The sequence below is a fragment of the Microbacterium suaedae genome, from assembly GCF_003254645.1.
GTDB classification, from domain to species: domain Bacteria; phylum Actinomycetota; class Actinomycetes; order Actinomycetales; family Microbacteriaceae; genus Microbacterium; species Microbacterium suaedae.
In genome coordinates this window covers 193,575-209,797 of the sequence record NZ_PNFD01000001.1, presented here as the reverse complement: position 1 = coordinate 209,797, position 16,223 = coordinate 193,575, and the positions used below count along the sequence as shown (strand labels likewise).

Sequence of the window (16,223 nt, the reverse complement as noted above, 5' to 3'; positions counted from 1 at the left end):
GATCAGTGGCAGGGTAGACCTGTGACTGGGGCAGGCGATGGGCTGCGGCAAGCGGCCGAGGTGGCGGATCGGGTGCACGCCGAGTGCGTGTGGTCGCGGGAGCTGACGCACGAGAAGCTCGTGCCGTATCTCACGGAAGAGGCAGCCGAGGTGATCGACGCCGTCGAATCGGGGTCCGCCGACGCACTCCGTGAGGAGCTCGGCGACGTTCTGTGGCAGATTCTGCTCCATTCCGTCGTGTCGGATGAGTTCACGATCGACGATGTGGCCGGCGATCTCGCCCAGAAGATGATCCACCGTCACCCGCACGTGTTCGCGGGTGAGACGGCCGAGACGCCCGAGCGCGTGATCGAGCTGTGGAACGCGGCCAAGGCCGCGGAGAAGCGCGAGCGCACCTCCGTGCTCGATGGCGTGCCGGCCGGAATGCCCGCCCTTGCTCTCGCTCAGAAGGTTCTCGGCAAGGGCGAGAAGGTGGGCGCCGGGCTGTCGTACGCCGAGGAGATCCAGGCGGTCGAGGCTCTCGAGCAGGCCGATGGCGAGGATCTTCTGCCGCAGTCGGAAGAAGAGCTCGGTGAGACGATCCTCGGGCTCGTCGCGCTCGCGCGCCAACGTGGCTGGGACGCCGAGCGCGCGCTGCGCGGTCGCGTCCGTGCGTTCTCCGAAGAGGTGCGCGCGGCCGAGTAGCGCGCCGGTCGTCGGAGGATCTCCGCGCGCACATTGGGGAGGGTCCGTGTGCGCATGTCGGAGGGGGTCTGGGGTGCGCGTTGGGGAGGATCCGTGTGCGCATGTCGGAGGGGATCCGCGGTGCGGAGGAAGGAATGGCGGGATGGGCCCTCCCGAGCGTGATATTCCTCCGGAAGGCGCCGGGGGGCGGTCGATCGACTTCGGGGTGAAAGAATGGATCCCCTATGGCAACCGTGAACCCGCCGCGCGGAATGCGCGACTTTCTCCCCGCTGACAAGGCCCGACGCGAGCGCGTGCTCGCCGTGATCCGCGAGCGCTACCGCGCGCACGGCTTCGACGAGATCGAGACGCCCGTCATGGAGGAGTACTCGCGTCTGCATGCCGGTGTCGGCGGCGATAACGAGAAGCTCGCCTTCAGCATCATGCGTCGCGGGCTCGATGCCGAGAAGATCCGTGCGGGCGCCGACGACCCCGCCGCCCTCGCCGATCTCGGGCTACGATACGACCTCACGGTGCCGCTGTCGCGCTTCTACGCCTCGCATCGCGCCGAGCTGCCGACCGTTTTCCGCGCGATCCAGATCGCGCCCGTGTGGCGCGCGGAACGGCCGCAGAAGGGGCGCTATCGCCAGTTCATGCAGTGCGACATCGACATCATGGGCGATGCGACGAGCCGCGCCGAAGCCGAGCTCATCACGGCGACGCTCGACGCACTCGACGCGCTCGGGCTCGCGGGGGCGAGCGTGCGGATCAACGACCGGCGTGCGCTCGACGCGATGCTCGACGTCTTCGGGTTCCCCGAGGCCGATCGCCCGGGCGTGCTCATCACCATCGACAAGCTCGACAAGATCGGCGCTTCGGGAGTCGCGGCCGAGTTGCGCGAGCGCGGTGGGGCCGAGGCAGCAGTGTCGGCGCTCGAGACGTTCCTCGTGGATCTTCCTGAGGTAGACGGATCGGAGTTCGGCGCCGAGCAGATCCGCGCGCTCCTGCCCGCGGGGATCCCCGACGAGATCGTCGAGCACCTCGTCGGCATCGGAGACTCCGTCCGTGCCGCCCGCGGCGACGCGGCGACGCCGCTGCAGTTCGATCCGTTCCTCGTGCGCGGCATGGGCTACTACACGGGCACGATCTTCGAGATCGCGCACCCCTCGGTCTCGTACTCACTCGGCGGCGGCGGTCGCTACGACGGCATGGTCGGGCGATTCCTCGGCCAGGAGGTGCCGGCGGTCGGGTTCTCGATCGGTTTCGAGCGGATCGTCGACCTCGTCTCTGCCGGGGAAGATGACGGCCCGCGCGCCGTCGTGCTCGTGCACGACAAGGACGTGCCTGTGTCGGAGCTGTTGGCGCACAAGGCCGCGCTCGTCTCCGGAGGGGCGCGCGTGCGGCTGGAGAAGCGTCCGCGCAACCTCACGGGTGTCCTCGACCGCGCTGAGGCCGACGGCTACGTCGAGTTCGCGACCGTCGCGGCTGGTCAAACCGAGCTCGAGCTCAAGCCCCTCGGCTGACGCGGCGGTGTGCCGAGCGACTGACCTCCCGCCGAGTGCCTGACGCGATCGGGCGATTCGTCGGCATCTCGTGTGCAGCTCAGGCGCTCGGCGAACACATGCGAAGCGTGCACGGTCGTCAGCCGTGGCGTTCGGCGGCGAGCTGCGCCTCGAGCACGGCTGCTGCCGTGCCCGCATCGTCCACCGTCACGACGAGCGGGGTGCGGTCGCGTCGGCCGACTCGGAGCGCCCGTCCCTTTCGGATCGCGGCCGCGTCCTCCGGCAGCGCCAACTTCGTGCTCCAGCCGAGCTTGCCGTAGCTCGCCACGGGATTGACGTCGAGTTCCTCGACGCCCTCGATCTCATCGAGGCGGATGTGGATCCGGGGAAACCCGATCGGCGAACGCACGAGCAGGCCGCGTGCGTCGATGCGCACTCGGAGCTCGAGCATCGCGGGCAGGGACACCGCGCCGATCGCGAGGAGCAGGGCCTGCAACCACCACGATGAACCGCCCGTCGCGGCGATCGTCAGACCGAAGGCGGAGAAGGCGCCGAGTACCAAAGCGAAGAGAGCGAGTGATGGGTCCGCTCGGCTTCGCCGCGCCGTGCCGAACCACTGGACCGTCTGTGCGGGGGAGAGCTCGCGCGGATCCGCAGGGCGCGCCTGAGCCGAAGGATCCGAGACCGCGACGGAGGCGAGAACGGCGCCTGCGAAGCCTGTCGCGAGGCTCATAGCGAGGATCGGCAGGACGTTCGGCGCATCGCTGGCGTCTGCGGCCCCGATCTGCTGGAGGAAGGTCGTCGTGGTCAGTGCGCACATCATCGCGACGACGAACCACGTCGATCCGGCGAGCAGCCGATGGGCGGGGGCCTGATGATCGGGGCGGATGTCGAAGATGGCGAAGGCCGCGAAAAGCGCGGTGATCCCGAACCCGACGGCAGCAGTCACGGCGACGGAGCTCCACGGCGAGCCGAAGCCGTCGGGCGTCCCGGTGAGCGACCAGTGCACGGCGATGGTGATCGGCGCGAACGGAAGCGCGACCAACTGAACGCTGACGGCGAGCGCGGTGACGGCAGTCGGCAGCCATACGGCGACGAGACGGAATCGGCGACCGGCGGCAGGAGAGCGGCGAGTCATCGCGACTCAGCATATGGGTCGCCGCGGGGAGGCGCCGCGGTGTGCCGAGCGACTGACCTCCCGCCGAGCGCCTGACGCGATCCGGATTCTCGTCAGCATCTCGCGCGAATGTCAGACGCCCGGCGAACGGTGAGTGAACGTCGGCTTCCGGGGCGCGTGGCGCCCGTATTCGGCGGGATGCGAGTCGATACGATCCCGATATGTCGTCCTCTGGGCTCGCCCGCCGTCTCGGGCTCGCCGATGCTGTCGCGATCGGACTCGGGTCGATGATCGGCGCGGGAGTCTTCGCCGTCTTCGCCCCCGCCGCGGCTGCAGCCGGATCCGGTCTCCTCATCGGGCTCGTGCTCGCGGCCTTCGTCGCGTTCTGCAACGCGACGAGCTCGGCGCAGCTCGCGGCGGTGCATCCCGTCGCGGGAGGTACGTACGCGTACGGGCGCGCCGAACTCGGCGCCTGGTGGGGATACCTCGCCGGATGGTGCTTCGTGATCGGCAAGATCGCGAGCTGCGCGGCGATGGCGCTCGTGTTCGCGGCGTACGTCGCTCCGGGCGTCGAGCGACCGATCGCGATCGCGGCGGTCGCCGCCCTCACGATCGTGAACCTGCTCGGGGTGACGCGCACAGCTCTTGCGACCAAGATCATTGTCGTTCTCGTGCTGATGTCGCTCGTGTTCGTCGTCGCGTCGGGCGTGGTCGCCCCGCCCGCGGAGGCCGGCGTGCTCGGTGCCGGGTTCTTCGAACACGGCTGGTACGGGATTCTGCAGTCGGCTGGGCTGCTGTTCTTCGCCTTTGCCGGGTACGCGCGGATCGCGACGATGGGGGAGGAGGTGCGGGATCCCGCGCGCACGATCCCACGTGCGATCGTCTTCGCGTTCCTCGGCGCGGTCGTCGTGTACGGGGTGATCGCCGTGACGACGCTGCACGTGCTCGGTCCTGCAGCGACCGCCGCGTCGTCCGCCCCGCTCGCCGACGTCGTCTCGGCTTCCGGGTGGGGCTGGGGCGAGCCGATCGTGCGCGTGGGGGCGGCGTGCGCGTCTCTCGGCGCGCTGCTGGCCCTCGTCGCTGGGATCGGGCGCACGAGCCTCGCCATGGCGCGCGAGGAAGATCTGCCGAGGTTCTTCGCCCGGATCCATCCGCGCACCCGCGTGCCCCACCGTGCCGAGATCGCGGTCGCGGTCGTCGTCATCGCAGTGATCGCGCTCGCGGATCTGCGGGGCGCCATCGGATTCAGCTCCTTCGGCGTGCTGCTCTACTATTTCATCGCCAACGTCGCGGCCCTGCGGCAGGGATCCGCGGTGCGTCGCTATCCGCGATGGCTGCAGCTCGCGGGCGCCGTCGGCTGCGTCGGCCTCGCCGCGATGCTGCCCTGGCAGTCCGTCGCAGGCGGTCTCGTCGTCGTCGCCATCGGCATCGTGCTACGCGCCATCCGCCTCGTCGTGGAGCGACGGTCGGTGTGACCCCTGGGAACTTTCGCGCGTTCGTTTAAAATCGACGTATGCCTCTCGGCGTCGATCTTGCGGACGAACAACTAGTTTTCGTGCGGGTCGTCGGGGCGATGCAGACCGTCATGGTCACCCGTGGCGTCGCGGCAGGAGAACGGCTGCCGGCTTCGAAGCAGCTGGAGGGATCCGTGGGCGTGATCTCGCAATCTTTGCGTCGCGCTCGACATCAGCTGCCCGCTGAACGGTTCGTCGACGTGCGTTCTGGTCGCGGCGCCGTCATCGTCAACGCACCGGCGGCCCACCTGCCCGAGGACATTCGCCGCCCCGCCGAGCGCGACGCGACCCTTGGCACCTCATCCGAGATGTTGCCCGGTCCGATCCAGGACTCGTCGCCGAGGTCGGCGTGATGACCGATCGAAAGGCATGGATCCAGCGTGTCGAGAGGTCGCGGCGCGCCCGATGGTTCAACATCATCGGTCTCGCCGCGTACCTTCTGCTGATCGGTGTGGTCGCGATCGGAACACTCGTCACGGATGACCCGATCTGGGCCGGTACCTGGATCGGTGTGGTCAGCGCCCTCGTCGTGGGCATCCTCGCCGTCCTGACGCAGGCGTTCTCGGTGCGAGTCGATCGGTCGGGCTTCACCGTGCGGTCTGTCCTGGGTTTCCCGCGCGTGCACGTTCCTCGGGATGACATCGCGGCAGTGGAGGTTGTCGACGTCGGCGAGAGCAGGTACCTGAACAGATTCGGTTGGCACCATCGTGCGAACGGCGACCGCGAGCTGATCCTCCGCACGGGAGAGGCTCTGACCGTGACCCGTACAGATGGCTCGTGTGTCACGGTGGCCGTCGAAGATGCGGTCACGGGCGCCGAATTGCTCCGGAGATGAGTGCAGCCCCTGTCTTCGCGTTGTCGATCGCGGGGATCCCGCGAGACTTGTGCAGATTCGGTGGAATGAGTCGCGCGAGGTGGCAGGATCGGACGGTATGACCGTCATCCACTCCGCGCTGATCGTCTCGTCGGGCTCGATCGAACAGGACGGGTGGGTGAGATTCGACGGTGAACGCATCGCTGCGCGCGGCACCGGCGACTCGTGGCGCGCGGAAACTGACGACACGGTCGTCGACGCGCGCGGGGGCGTCCTGACTCCCGGTTTCATCGACCTTCACTGTCACGGCGGAGGCACCGCCGGCTTCGACGGTGATGTCGAAGAGATCCGCGCGGCGCTCGCGGTGCATCGGGCGCACGGCACGACGCGCTCGGTTCTCTCGCTCGTGACTGCGAAGGTCGCCGATCTGGAGGGACAGCTTGCGACGATCGCGAGCGTGGCGGAGGATGACCCGCTCGTACTCGGATCGCACCTTGAGGGGCCCTTCCTCGATGCACAGCACAAGGGCGCGCACGATGAGGCACTGCTCACAGACCCGACCGCCGAGCGGGTCGAGGCACTCCTTACCGCAGCTCGGGGCACGCTCGCGCAGGTGACGCTCGCGCCGGAGAAAACGCACGCGCTCGACGCGACGAGGCGGTTCGCCGAGGCCGGTGTGCGGGTGGCCGTCGGGCACACCGCCGCCGACCGAGACGGGGCGCTGGCCGCTTTCGACGCCGGCGCGTCGATCCTCACGCATGCGTTCAACGCCATGGACGGTCTGCACCACCGCGCGCCGGGACCCATCGGTGCGGCGCTCGCGCGTGATCATGTGACGCTCGAGCTCATCAATGACGGCGTGCACGTCGAGCCGGTGATCTCTCGCATGCTGTTCGACGCCGCGCCCGGGCGCGTGGCGCTCATCACAGACGCCATGGCGGCGGCGGGGGCCGCGGACGGCGTCTACATCCTCGGATCGCTGTCCGTCACCGTGACCGATGGTGTCGCGCGGCTCACGGACGGCGGATCGATCGCGGGATCGACGCTCACGATGGATGGGGCCCTGCGCCAGTCCGTGGGAGCGTGCGGCATCGAGCTGGCGACGGCGGTCGACGCGCTCACGCGGATCCCGGCGCGCGCGCTCGGCCGGGACGGCGATCTCGGTGTGCTCGAAGCGGGATTCGCGGCCGACGCGGTGCTGCTCACTCCCGAGCTCGAGGTGACGCGCGTCTGGGGTGCGGGGACGCCGCTCGCTGTGCCCGCGGGAAACTGACGGATCCGGCGCGGGGCGCGGTCAGTCGGCCGTCTCCAGAGTGACGACGTCGGCCCCAGGGCCGGTCGGATCTGCATTCCAGAGTGCGGCGAAGCGCGTCGCGATGGTCTCCTCGAGGCCGGAGAGCACCTTCACGCGGAAGATCGTGCAGGCTCCCGCCTGCGTGCGTCCGGCATCTCGCGCGGACTTCTCGAATCCGTGGGCGAGCGCCTGGATCCATGCCTCCGTTGCCGCCTTCACCGCCGCGTAGTTCGCTCCTCCTGCGAGCGGCCTGGTCACGGCGGTCGACGAGATGACCGCGACGCGCGCGGCCGGTGACGCATCGAGCAGCGGCCACGCCGCGCGACACGTGTGCCGCACAGCCGTGAGTGCGATTTCGAGCGACCTCCAATCGGCGTCGGACTGGCCGGAGATCCCGCCTCCGCCGCGCCATCCCCCGACGAGGGGAAAGAGGCCGTCGAGCCTCTCGAGGCCATCGATCGCGCGATCTACTGCGTCGGCGTCGGAGAGGTCGACGCGCATCGTGCCGAATCCCTCATCGGCGAAGGCCGCGAGCTTCTCCGCGCTCCGTCCCGCGATCGTGACGCGGGTGCCGTCCGTACGCAACGTCCGGGCGATGGCCCACCCCGCATCGGACGTGCCGCCCGCGAGCAGTACGTGACGTTCGCCTGTCGTTCCGCTGCCGGTCATCTGCGCCTTCCGAACCCGTTTCGATGCGCTCCATCCTGCCGCACGCTGCGGCCGCGCGACAGGGGGCGGGTGCGGTGCGCGGGACCGTTCGTCGGGGCAGCGTGTGTCGTCGTTCGGGCGTTCCCCATAGACTGGCTCCGGGCCGGAAGGCCCTCATCGCCCACCTTTCAAGGAGTAGTCCGTGGCACAGATCGAAGCAGTAGGCGCACGCGAGATCCTCGACTCGCGGGGGAACCCCACCGTCGAGGTCGAGGTTCTTCTCGATGACGGAATCGTGCAGCGTGCGGCCGTCCCGTCGGGTGCGTCGACCGGCGCGTTTGAGGCGTACGAGCTCCGCGACGGCGACGCACAGCGTTACGGCGGCAAGGGCGTCACGAAGGCAGTCGACGGCGTCATCGATGAGCTGGGCCCCGCGATCGAGGGCCTGGACGCGAGCGACCAGCGCCTCGTCGACCAGACCCTGAACGAGGTCGACGGGACCCCGAACAAGAAGCGCGTCGGCGCCAACGCGATCCTCGGCGTCAGCCTCGCCGTCGCGAAGGCCGCTGCCGACAGCGCCGACCTCCCGCTCTACCGCTACGTCGGGGGTGCCAACGCGCACGTGCTTCCCGTGCCGGCCCTCAACGTCATCAACGGTGGCGAGCACGCCGACAACGGCATCGACATGCAGGAGTTCTTCCTCGTCCCGCACGGCGCCGAGTCGTTCGCTGAGTCGCTGCGCTGGGGTGCGGAGACGTACCAGGTACTCAAGAAGGAACTGCTCGCCGGCGGCTTCGCGACGGGGCTCGGCGACGAGGGCGGATTCGCTCCCGACATCCCCAGCAACCGCGAGGCGCTCGACTTCCTCATGTCGGCGATCGAGAAGGCCGGCTTCACGCCCGGATCGGACATCGCCGTCGGCCTCGATGTCGCGTCGACGGAGTTCTTCGAGAACGGCGTTTACCGCTTCGAGGGCAAGGACTGGACGGCCGAGCAGCTCACGGGTTACTACGAGGAGCTGCTCGCGAACTTCCCGCTGGTCACGATCGAGGACGCCCTCGCAGAGGACGATTGGGAGGGATGGGCGGGTCTCACCTCGCGCATCGGCGACAAGGTGCAGCTCGTCGGCGACGATCTGTTCGTCACGAACCCCGAGCGCCTCAAGCAGGGCATCGACCGGGGCATCGCGAACTCGCTGCTCGTCAAGGTCAACCAGATCGGCACGCTCACCGAGACGCTCGACGCCGTCTCGATGGCGCACAGCGCGAACTACACGGCCATGATGTCGCACCGTTCGGGCGAGACGGAAGACGTCACGATCGCTGACCTCGCGGTGGCCGTGAACTGCGGTCAGATCAAGTCGGGCGCGCCCGCACGCAGCGACCGTGTCGCGAAGTACAATCAGCTTCTGCGCATCGAGGAGGAGCTCGGCGACGCGGCGACCTTCGCGGGACGCGGCGCCTACCCGCGCTTCCAGGGCTGATCCCGCGCACGCACCACGAGAGAGGGAGTCGCATGGCACGAACGGCGGCTCCCTCTCCGCGTACCCGGAGAGCGTCTGCCCGGCGCGACGTCAGTGCGCGCGAGTGGCTCGGCGGGATCAGGCTGTCCGGTTTCGCTGCGATCATGCTGGGGCTCGTGGTGCTGGGGGCGTTCATCCTCGTGCCGTCGGCGAGCGGGTACATCGACATGCGCCAGCAGATCGCGCAGGCCGAGCAGAGGGTCTCCGTGACGCAAGACGAGATCGCGGCCCTCGAGCGCGAGCGTGAGCGCTGGCAGGATCCGGTCTACGTCATGAGTGAGGCACGTGAGCGGCTGTATTACACGCTGCCGGGAGAGATCGTCTACCTCGTCGAGGACGATCTTCCGGAGGACGACGTGGAGGGTGATCCTGAGCCCATCGACGCGGAGGCCGAGGAGAGGGAGCACGACTGGATGGGCACCACCGTCCGATCGATCGTGCAGGCTGGTCTCGCGAAGGAGGCCGTCGCGGACGAGGACAGCGTGTTCCAGCCGACGCCGGATCCTGGCGAAACATCGGGCGACTGAACATCACGTTTCAGTGAGGACCTCGGTTTCCTGGGAGAAATATCAGAGGCCATCGGTAGCCTCGCACACGTGACGACACCTCCTTTCGACATCGTGAGCACCGCCGAGATCCGCGTTGTGAGCGCTCAGCTCGGGCGCGAGGCACGCGGCGTGGTCGGCATCGCCGCCCGATGCACGTGCGGAAATCCCACGGTCGTCGCCACTTCACCTCGGCTGCCGCAAGGCACGCCGTTCCCCACGTTCTACTACCTCACCCATCCTGCGGCCACCGCCGAGATGTCCCGTCTCGAGGCCGACCAGGTGATGGTCGAGCTGACGGACCTCCTCCACGAGAATGACGAAGTGCAGGCGGCCTATACGCGTGCGCACGAGGCATATCTCGTCGACCGTGCGCAGTATGGCGACGTTCCCGAGGTCGACGGCATCTCTGCGGGCGGGATGCCGACGCGCATCAAATGCCTGCACGCGCTTGCGGGTCACGCCCTCGCGGCAGGGCCGGGGGTGAACCCCATCGGAGACCTCGCTCTTGAGCGGTCGCACTGGTCCCCGGCGCGCTGTGAGTGCGACGATCCCGGGGCGGCGCTCCGGGAAGACGAGGCGACTACGACATGACGGTCGCGCCGCGTCGGTCGCTGCCCGCGGTCCTCGCCGCGCTTCTGGTGCTCTGCACGATACTTGCGGCGCCTGCTGCGTCGGCCGCGACCGATTCGGAAGACGAGACGGGGCGCACGCCGAGGCCGACTCCCGCCGCCACAGAGACGCCCGAGCCGGAGGACCCGACGCGTGCCGCCGAGTACTGGCTCGAACAGTACGGAATCGCGGACGCCTGGGAGACGACGCGAGGCGAGGGGACCACGATCGCCGTCGTCGACAGCGGCGTCGCCTCCGATATCGAGGGTCTCGACGAAGCGGTCGTCGGAGGCACGGATGTTTCGGGTGTGGGCTCGCCCGATGGGCGCACACCCCTCGGGTCGAATGTCCACACGCGCAGCCACGGCACGTGGGTCGCTTCGCTCGCGGCCGCGCGTGGCACCGAGGAGGACGAGGGGATGATCGGGGTCGCCCCCGAGGCCGACATCCTCTCGGTCTCCCTCGGGTTCGGATCCATCAGCGAGGTGTCGTTCTCCGAACAGGTCGCAGAAGCGATCCGCTGGTCGGTCGACAACGGAGCCGACATCATCAATCTCTCGTTCACGACGAACCAGACCGCGTGGGATGAGAGCTGGGACGACGCGTTCCTCTACGCGTTCGAGCACGACGTCGTCGTGGTCGTTGCCGCGGGTAATCGCGGAAGCGGTACAGAGCACGTCGGTGCCCCCGCCACGGTTCCCGGCGTACTCGTCGTCGGCGGTGTCGATCGGCGAGGATTCGCGAGCTACGAGGCGTCGACGCAGGGCATCACGATCGATGTGTCGGCCCCGAGCGAAGATCTGCTGGGCATCTCGCCCGCCGGGACGATCGATCCCGTCGAGGGAACAAGCGGCGCGGCGCCGCTCGTCGCGGGGATCGCGGCGCTCGTCCGCTCGGAGTTCCCGGATCTCGGCGCCGGCGACGTCATCAATCGCATCGTCCAGACCGCGGTGCCGTCGCCTCGGCAGGATGGCGAGCACGATCCGATCTACGGCTACGGGCTGGTCGATGCCGAGCAGGCCGTCACCGCCGGAATCCCTCGTGTGGACGACGACCCGGCCGCCGAGCTGCGGGATTGGATCCGCATCAATCGCAGCGCCGACAGCGCGGGCGAGGTCGATCCCGGCAGCACGCCCACGCAGGAGCCCGTCGAACTTCCCGCTCTTCCGCCGCCGGATCCGCCCGCCGAAGCCGGGAGTCCGCTGCTCCCGTCCGCTGACAGCCTCCGCGAAGTGACGCTTCCGCTCGTCGCAGCGACGGCCGCTGGTATCCTTGTCCTGCTCGGCGTCGTCGTAGTCACTCGACGCATCCGCTCGCTTCGCGCGAATCGTGATTCGGGCTCCTGACAAGTCCAAGGAGAGATTCTTCCGTGCCCAAGATCCTTATCGTCGGCGGTGGATACGCGGGGTTCTACACCGCGTGGAAGCTGGAGAAGCACCTGCGTTCGGGTGAAGCCGAGGTCGTCGTCGTCGACCCGCTTCCGTACATGGCCTACCTGCCGTTCCTCCCGGAAGTCGCCGCCGGATCGATTGAGCCGCGTCACGCGGTCGTCTCGCACCGTCGTCACCTGAAGAAGACCAAGGTCATCAGCGCGAAGGTCACGAACATCGACCACGCGAACAAGTCCGCCACGATCACGCCCGAGGGTGGCGAGAGCTGGGAGTACGAGTACGACCAGATCGTCGTGACCGCCGGCTCTGTCTCGCGCACGTTCCCCATTCCCGGCATCGCCGATCACGCGATCGGGATGAAGTCGATCGAAGAGGCGGTCGCGGCGCGCGACACCCTCATCTCGAACTTCGAGAAGGCGGCCGCGCTTCCGAAGGGCAGCGAGCTCCGCAAGCGTCTGCTCACCACGGTCGTCGTCGGCGGCGGCTTCGCGGGCATTGAGACCTTCGCCGAGTTGCGTTCCGCCGCGAACGCGCTGCTCGAGAAGTTCCCGGAGATCTCGTTCGACGAGACCGAGTTCCACCTCATCGAGGCGATGGGGCGCATCATGCCCGAGGTCTCGCTCCAGACCGCCGAGCACGTGCTGAAGGACCTCGCGAAGCGCGGTGCGCACGTGCATCTCGACACGCAGGTCGCTGACGCAACCGACGGCGTGGTCAAGACGAATACGGGCGAGGAATACCCGAGCGACCTCATCATCTGGACCGCGGGCGTTATGGCGAACCCGCAGGTCGTCAACGGAAGCGATCTGCCTCGCGAAGCGCGCGGCCGGATCTCGACGCAGGGCGATCTGCGCGTGGTCGACGAGAACGGCGAGATCATCGAGGGCGCGTGGGCGGCTGGCGATGTCGCGGCGGTTCCGGACCTCACGGGCGGCGGCGTCGGCGGCATGTGCGTGCCGAACGCGCAGCACGCCGTCCGCCAGGCGAAGCGCCTCGCGAAGAACCTCGTCGCGACGCTTCGCGGCGAGGAGCCCGTCGACTACATCCACAAGAACCTCGGCGCGGTCGCCGGCCTCGGCCTCTACAACGGTGCGTTCCAGTCGGGCAAGATCGCCCTCACGGGCTTCTTCGCCTGGGTCGCGCACCGCGGATACCACGGGCTCGCGATGCCGACGTGGGAGCGCAAGTGGCGAGTGCTGTGGGGCTGGTACCACAACTTCTTCCTCGGTCGCGATCAGGTGCAGATCGGCGCGGTGCAGAAGCCGCGCGAGTTCTTCGAGACCTACGCCTCGCGTCCGAAGCCGAAGGTCGAGCAGGCTGACGAGCAGAAGGCTGCCTGACGCCCACGCCGACAGGGCGCTCCTCCCGGTGTCAGACCGTGGGGGAGCGCCCTTCGCTTTTCCGCCCCCGTAGCCCAATCGGTAGAGGCAGCGAACTTAAAATTCGCGCAGTGTGGGTTCGAGTCCCACCGGGGGCACCGGATCCGCAGGTCGGCAAACTCGTTGCTGACACTTAGTGGATTAAATGTAAGTAAGATGGCGCCATGGTGGCGAAACGCGATGTCGGGACGGTGAGCATCGACGGCGGCGCCGTCCTCGCCGTGCCGCCGACCGGCAGGGAGACGCGCGAGTGGCGCCCTGTCGACACGGGGGAGCACTCGCGAGCTGAGCTGCGACGCCAGACCGGGCCCTATGCCGCGGCCGTGCCCGCCGCGATCGCCCACGCGGCCGTCGACATGTCGGGCGCCGACGTCGCCGATATTGAGGACGCGACGCGTGCACTCGTCGCTTTCGACAACTATGCGGGTTCCGAGCTCGGGGCCGACAGTCCGGTGCTCGCGCCGATGGCCGCGATCCTGCTGAGGTCCGAGTCGGCGTCGAGCTCCCAGATCGAGCAGCTCACCTCGTCGGCGCGGCAGATCGCCCTCGCCGAGATCGGCGAGGGCGAGAGGCGCAACGCTGCGACGATCGTCGGGAATGTGCGGGCGATGGAGGCAGCGCTCCTCCTGTCCGGCCGCCTCGACGCCTCGTCGATCCTCTCGATGCATCGCGAGCTGCTCTCGCGACAGTCGGGGATGGAGGACGAGGCCGGGAGATGGCGCCGGGACATCGTCTGGATCGGAGCCGGAAACGCCGGACCGGTCACGGCCGACTTCGTCGGGCCCGTTCCCGAGCGGATCCCGGACGCGATCGACGACGCGGTCCGCTTCGCGGCGCGCGACGACCTGCCGGTCCTCGCGCAGGCCGCGATCCTGCACGCGCAATTCGAGACGATCCATCCCTTCGCCGATGGAAACGGGCGGACGGGCCGCGCACTCGCGCACGCGATCCTGCGCGGCAAGGGACTCGTCACGTCGACGACGGTGCCGATCTCGGCGGGCTTGCTCGCCGATGTCGACACCTATTTCGCGGCGATCGATGCGTATCAGAGCGGCGACGCGGGACCGATCGTCCGGCGCTTCGCCCAGGCGTCCCGCGCGGCCGCCGTCGTCGGCCGCGACCTCGTCGACGCGCTGGCGGTCGAACTGCGCGAGGCGGGCGATCTGATGGCGGGCGTCCGCTCCGACGCCGGAGCCTGGCGCGTGCTGCCGCTGCTCATCGAACAGCCCGTGCTCAACTCGCGGGCCGTGCGCGAGCGTCTCGGAATGGGCGACGTGGCCGCGAAGCGCGCGCTCGATACGCTCGTCGAGCGCGGAGTGCTCTCTGAGCGCACGGGGGCCGCACGGAATCGAATCTGGCAGCATCGGGGTATCCTCGACGCGCTCGACGCATACGCCGACCGCGTGCGCCGCGTCCGTCGCGGGTGAACGCGCGTCAGTTGCGGACGGGAGTCTCGGCGCGCGCCGTGGAAGGGACGGCGAGCCCCGCGAGTAGGCGCAGGCCGTCCGCGGAGGCGCTGCCGGGCGTCGCGGACAGCACGATCATCTCCATGCCCGTCTCGTCGGGGAGAGCGAAATTCTCCTGGTGCAGCTCAAGGAGCCCCACCATCGGGTGACGGTAGAGCTTGCGGCCGTGAGTGCGGGCGCGCACGTCGGCCCGCGCCCAGAGCCGACGGAAGCGCTCGCTGCGCATCGAAAGCTCTCCGATGAGGGACGTCAGCTGCGGATCGTCCGGATGCTTGCCGGCGGCGAGGCGCAGATGCCCGACGGCGTCGACCGTACATGTGCCCCAGTCGGCGTAGAGGCCGCGCTCCGCCTCCTCGAGGAACACGTGCCGCGCCGTGTTGAGGCCGGGAAACGAGCGCCCGTACAGCAGGGAGGCGAGGCGGTTGCCGGCGAGCACGTCCAGGCGATGGTTCATGATGAACGCGGGCGCGTCGACGACGAGATCGAGCACCCTCGTCAGCTCGGGGCGTATGCGCCCGGCGGGTGCCTTGGCGCGCCGCCGGGGCTGTCGCGCAAGTCGGACGAGGTGGTCGCGCTCCGTCTCGTCGAGACCGAGCACCCGCGCGAGCGCATCGAGGACCTGCTCGGACGGCTGCGTCGCTCGCCCCTGCTCGAGGCGCACGTAGTAATCGACGCTGACGCCCGAGAGGTGCGCGACCTCCTCGCGGCGCAGCCCGTCGACCCGGCGGCGGTTGTCGATGCGCACTCCGACACTCGCCGGATCGACCCGGGCGCGCCGGGTCCGCAGGAAGCCCGCGAGATCGTCCATGGGGTCAGTATGCCCCGCGCGGCGCGCGCGAGGGTGGTCTCCTCAGTACCAGGATCGCCCGTCCGACGGTCGAACCGCCCCTGAACGCGCGGGGCGCGACGGGCGGAACATGGATCTCACCTCGACAGAAGGAGACCCCATGAAGACGCTCATCGTCCACGCCCACCCCGAATCCGGCTCTCTCAACGGCTCGCTCACCCGTCACGCCGTGACGACGCTCGAGCGCGCCGGCCACGACGTGCGCGTGAGCGACCTGTACGCGATGGGCTGGAAGCCCCTCGTCGACGCGGCGGACTTCGGTGATGCCGCGTCGAAACCGCTGCGTGTCGCCCGCGACTCGGGCCGAGCCTTCGACTCGGGTTCTCTCGCGCCGGACGTGCGTGCCGAGCAAGAGAAACTGCTCTGGGCCGACACGATCATCTTCCAGTTCCCGCTGTGGTGGTACGCGATGCCCGCGATTCTCAAGGGCTGGGTGGACCGTGTCTTCACCTCCCACTTCGCGTACGGCGTCGGCGAGCACAGCGACACAAAGTACGGAGAGCGGTACGGCGAGGGCACGCTCGCCGGCCGGCGCGCCCTGCTGTCGGTCACCATCGGCGGCCCCGAGGCGCACTACGCCGCGCGCGGGATCAACGGTCCGATCGACGACCTGCTGTTCCCGATCCAGCACGGCATCCTCTTCTACCCGGGCATCGAGGCCGTGCCGCCGTTCGTCGTATACGGCAGCGACCGGCTGTCGCATGAAGACTTTCCGGCCGTCGCACGGGCGTGGGAGGAGCGCCTGCTCGCCCTCGAGGAAACGGAGCCGATCCCATTCCGTCGGCAGAACTTCGGCGACTACGAGATCCCGTCCCTCACTCTCAAGGAGGGAATCGAACCGCGCGGACGCGAGGGCTTTGCCCTGCATGTCTCCGACTGATCCCGGCGCGGCGCTCTGGCTCCCGCGGG

The 16,223-nt window shown here is 69.0% G+C and carries 16 protein-coding genes and 1 tRNA gene; 14 read left to right on the top strand and 3 right to left on the bottom strand.

Going from position 1 to position 16,223, the window contains the following annotated elements; genetic code table 11:
- Positions 1 to 21 precede the first annotated feature (21 nt).
- Together C0012_RS00960 and hisS are read left to right on the top strand one after the other, a co-directional pair.
- Positions 22 to 684: a MazG family protein gene (locus C0012_RS00960; RefSeq protein WP_110588619.1), complete on the top strand. Its 663-nt coding sequence runs from the start codon at positions 22 to 24 to the stop codon at positions 682 to 684.
- A 224-nt stretch (positions 685 to 908) separates the two neighbouring features.
- Positions 909 to 2,186, top strand: coding sequence for a histidine--tRNA ligase (hisS, locus tag C0012_RS00955; RefSeq protein ID WP_110588620.1), 1,278 nt, complete (start codon positions 909 to 911; stop codon positions 2,184 to 2,186).
- A 118-nt stretch (positions 2,187 to 2,304) separates the two neighbouring features.
- On the opposite strand, the gene C0012_RS00950 is transcribed toward hisS, so the two are convergent.
- Positions 2,305 to 3,303 carry a DUF1648 domain-containing protein gene (locus C0012_RS00950; RefSeq protein ID WP_110588621.1) on the bottom strand — a complete coding sequence of 333 codons (999 nt, stop codon included), beginning with the start codon at positions 3,301 to 3,303 and terminating at the stop codon, positions 2,305 to 2,307.
- A 200-nt stretch (positions 3,304 to 3,503) separates the two neighbouring features.
- On the opposite strand from C0012_RS00950, the gene C0012_RS00945 reads away from it, so the two are divergent.
- From C0012_RS00945 to nagA, 4 genes are all read left to right on the top strand, one after another.
- Entirely contained in the window at positions 3,504 to 4,757 is a 1,254-nt protein-coding gene (locus C0012_RS00945; protein ID WP_110588622.1) for an APC family permease, read from the top strand.
- A 38-nt stretch (positions 4,758 to 4,795) separates the two neighbouring features.
- Positions 4,796 to 5,149, top strand: coding sequence for a GntR family transcriptional regulator (locus tag C0012_RS00940; protein WP_110588623.1), 354 nt, complete (start codon positions 4,796 to 4,798; stop codon positions 5,147 to 5,149).
- A complete protein-coding gene (locus C0012_RS00935; RefSeq protein ID WP_110588624.1) occupies positions 5,149 to 5,631 on the top strand; it encodes a hypothetical protein in 483 nt (160 codons plus the stop codon). The genes C0012_RS00940 and C0012_RS00935 overlap by 1 nt, the downstream gene beginning before the upstream one ends.
- Before the next feature lie 97 nt (positions 5,632 to 5,728).
- Positions 5,729 to 6,883, top strand: coding sequence for an N-acetylglucosamine-6-phosphate deacetylase (gene nagA / locus C0012_RS00930; RefSeq protein ID WP_110588625.1), 1,155 nt, complete (start codon positions 5,729 to 5,731; stop codon positions 6,881 to 6,883).
- A 21-nt stretch (positions 6,884 to 6,904) separates the two neighbouring features.
- Here nagA and C0012_RS00925 read toward each other — a convergent pair whose 3' ends face one another.
- Entirely contained in the window at positions 6,905 to 7,573 is a 669-nt protein-coding gene (locus tag C0012_RS00925; RefSeq protein WP_110588626.1) for an SDR family oxidoreductase, read from the bottom strand.
- 181 nt (positions 7,574 to 7,754) lie between these two features.
- Between C0012_RS00925 and eno the strand changes: the two genes are divergently transcribed.
- From eno to C0012_RS00890, 7 genes are all read left to right on the top strand, one after another.
- Positions 7,755 to 9,035, top strand: a complete 1,281-nt coding sequence (eno, locus tag C0012_RS00920) for a phosphopyruvate hydratase (RefSeq protein ID WP_110588627.1) — start codon at positions 7,755 to 7,757, stop codon at positions 9,033 to 9,035.
- Positions 9,036 to 9,178: 143 nt separating this feature from the next.
- A complete protein-coding gene (locus C0012_RS00915; RefSeq protein ID WP_232527728.1) occupies positions 9,179 to 9,601 on the top strand; it encodes an FtsB family cell division protein in 423 nt (140 codons plus the stop codon).
- Positions 9,602 to 9,670: 69 nt separating this feature from the next.
- Positions 9,671 to 10,213 (top strand): DUF501 domain-containing protein, encoded by a 543-nt coding sequence (locus C0012_RS00910; RefSeq protein WP_110588629.1) that lies wholly within the window; start codon positions 9,671 to 9,673, stop codon positions 10,211 to 10,213.
- Positions 10,210 to 11,577, top strand: a complete 1,368-nt coding sequence (locus tag C0012_RS00905; protein ID WP_110588630.1) for a S8 family peptidase — start codon at positions 10,210 to 10,212, stop codon at positions 11,575 to 11,577. The genes C0012_RS00910 and C0012_RS00905 overlap by 4 nt, the downstream gene beginning before the upstream one ends.
- A gap of 23 nt (positions 11,578 to 11,600) precedes the next feature.
- On the top strand, positions 11,601 to 12,962 hold the full coding sequence (locus C0012_RS00900) for an NAD(P)/FAD-dependent oxidoreductase (RefSeq protein WP_110588631.1): 1,362 nt from the start codon (positions 11,601 to 11,603) through the stop codon (positions 12,960 to 12,962).
- A gap of 63 nt (positions 12,963 to 13,025) precedes the next feature.
- Positions 13,026 to 13,099: transfer RNA gene (locus tag C0012_RS00895), tRNA-Leu, on the top strand.
- 66 nt (positions 13,100 to 13,165) lie between these two features.
- Positions 13,166 to 14,428, top strand: a complete 1,263-nt coding sequence (locus tag C0012_RS00890) for a Fic family protein (RefSeq protein WP_110588632.1) — start codon at positions 13,166 to 13,168, stop codon at positions 14,426 to 14,428.
- A 7-nt stretch (positions 14,429 to 14,435) separates the two neighbouring features.
- Here the strand turns inward: C0012_RS00890 and C0012_RS00885 are convergent, their stop codons facing one another.
- Complete coding sequence (locus C0012_RS00885; RefSeq protein WP_110588633.1) at positions 14,436 to 15,275, bottom strand: helix-turn-helix transcriptional regulator; 840 nt, start codon at positions 15,273 to 15,275, stop codon at positions 14,436 to 14,438.
- 139 nt (positions 15,276 to 15,414) lie between these two features.
- Here C0012_RS00885 and C0012_RS00880 point away from each other — a divergent pair, with 139 nt between their 5' ends.
- Positions 15,415 to 16,194 carry an NAD(P)H-dependent oxidoreductase gene (locus C0012_RS00880; RefSeq protein WP_110588634.1) on the top strand — a complete coding sequence of 260 codons (780 nt, stop codon included), beginning with the start codon at positions 15,415 to 15,417 and terminating at the stop codon, positions 16,192 to 16,194.
- The last annotated feature ends 29 nt before the right edge of the window (positions 16,195 to 16,223 follow it).

Bases quoted from the DNA above. Each gene is read 5' to 3' on its own strand.
- nagA (WP_110588625.1), top strand. From the start codon at position 5,729: ATGACCGTCATCCACTCCGCGCTGATCGTCTCGTCGGGCTCGATCGAA.
- C0012_RS00945 (WP_110588622.1), top strand. From the start codon at position 3,504: ATGTCGTCCTCTGGGCTCGCCCGCCGTCTCGGGCTCGCCGATGCTGTC.
- C0012_RS00940 (WP_110588623.1), top strand. From the start codon at position 4,796: ATGCCTCTCGGCGTCGATCTTGCGGACGAACAACTAGTTTTCGTGCGG.
- C0012_RS00890 (WP_110588632.1), top strand. From the start codon at position 13,166: ATGGTGGCGAAACGCGATGTCGGGACGGTGAGCATCGACGGCGGCGCC.
- C0012_RS00880 (WP_110588634.1), top strand. From the start codon at position 15,415: ATGAAGACGCTCATCGTCCACGCCCACCCCGAATCCGGCTCTCTCAAC.
- C0012_RS00885 (WP_110588633.1), bottom strand. From the start codon at position 15,275: ATGGACGATCTCGCGGGCTTCCTGCGGACCCGGCGCGCCCGGGTCGAT.
- C0012_RS00950 (WP_110588621.1), bottom strand. From the start codon at position 3,303: ATGACTCGCCGCTCTCCTGCCGCCGGTCGCCGATTCCGTCTCGTCGCC.
- C0012_RS00935 (WP_110588624.1), top strand. From the start codon at position 5,149: ATGACCGATCGAAAGGCATGGATCCAGCGTGTCGAGAGGTCGCGGCGC.
- C0012_RS00905 (WP_110588630.1), top strand. From the start codon at position 10,210: ATGACGGTCGCGCCGCGTCGGTCGCTGCCCGCGGTCCTCGCCGCGCTT.
- C0012_RS00925 (WP_110588626.1), bottom strand. From the start codon at position 7,573: ATGACCGGCAGCGGAACGACAGGCGAACGTCACGTACTGCTCGCGGGC.
- C0012_RS00915 (WP_232527728.1), top strand. From the start codon at position 9,179: ATGCTGGGGCTCGTGGTGCTGGGGGCGTTCATCCTCGTGCCGTCGGCG.
- hisS (WP_110588620.1), top strand. From the start codon at position 909: ATGGCAACCGTGAACCCGCCGCGCGGAATGCGCGACTTTCTCCCCGCT.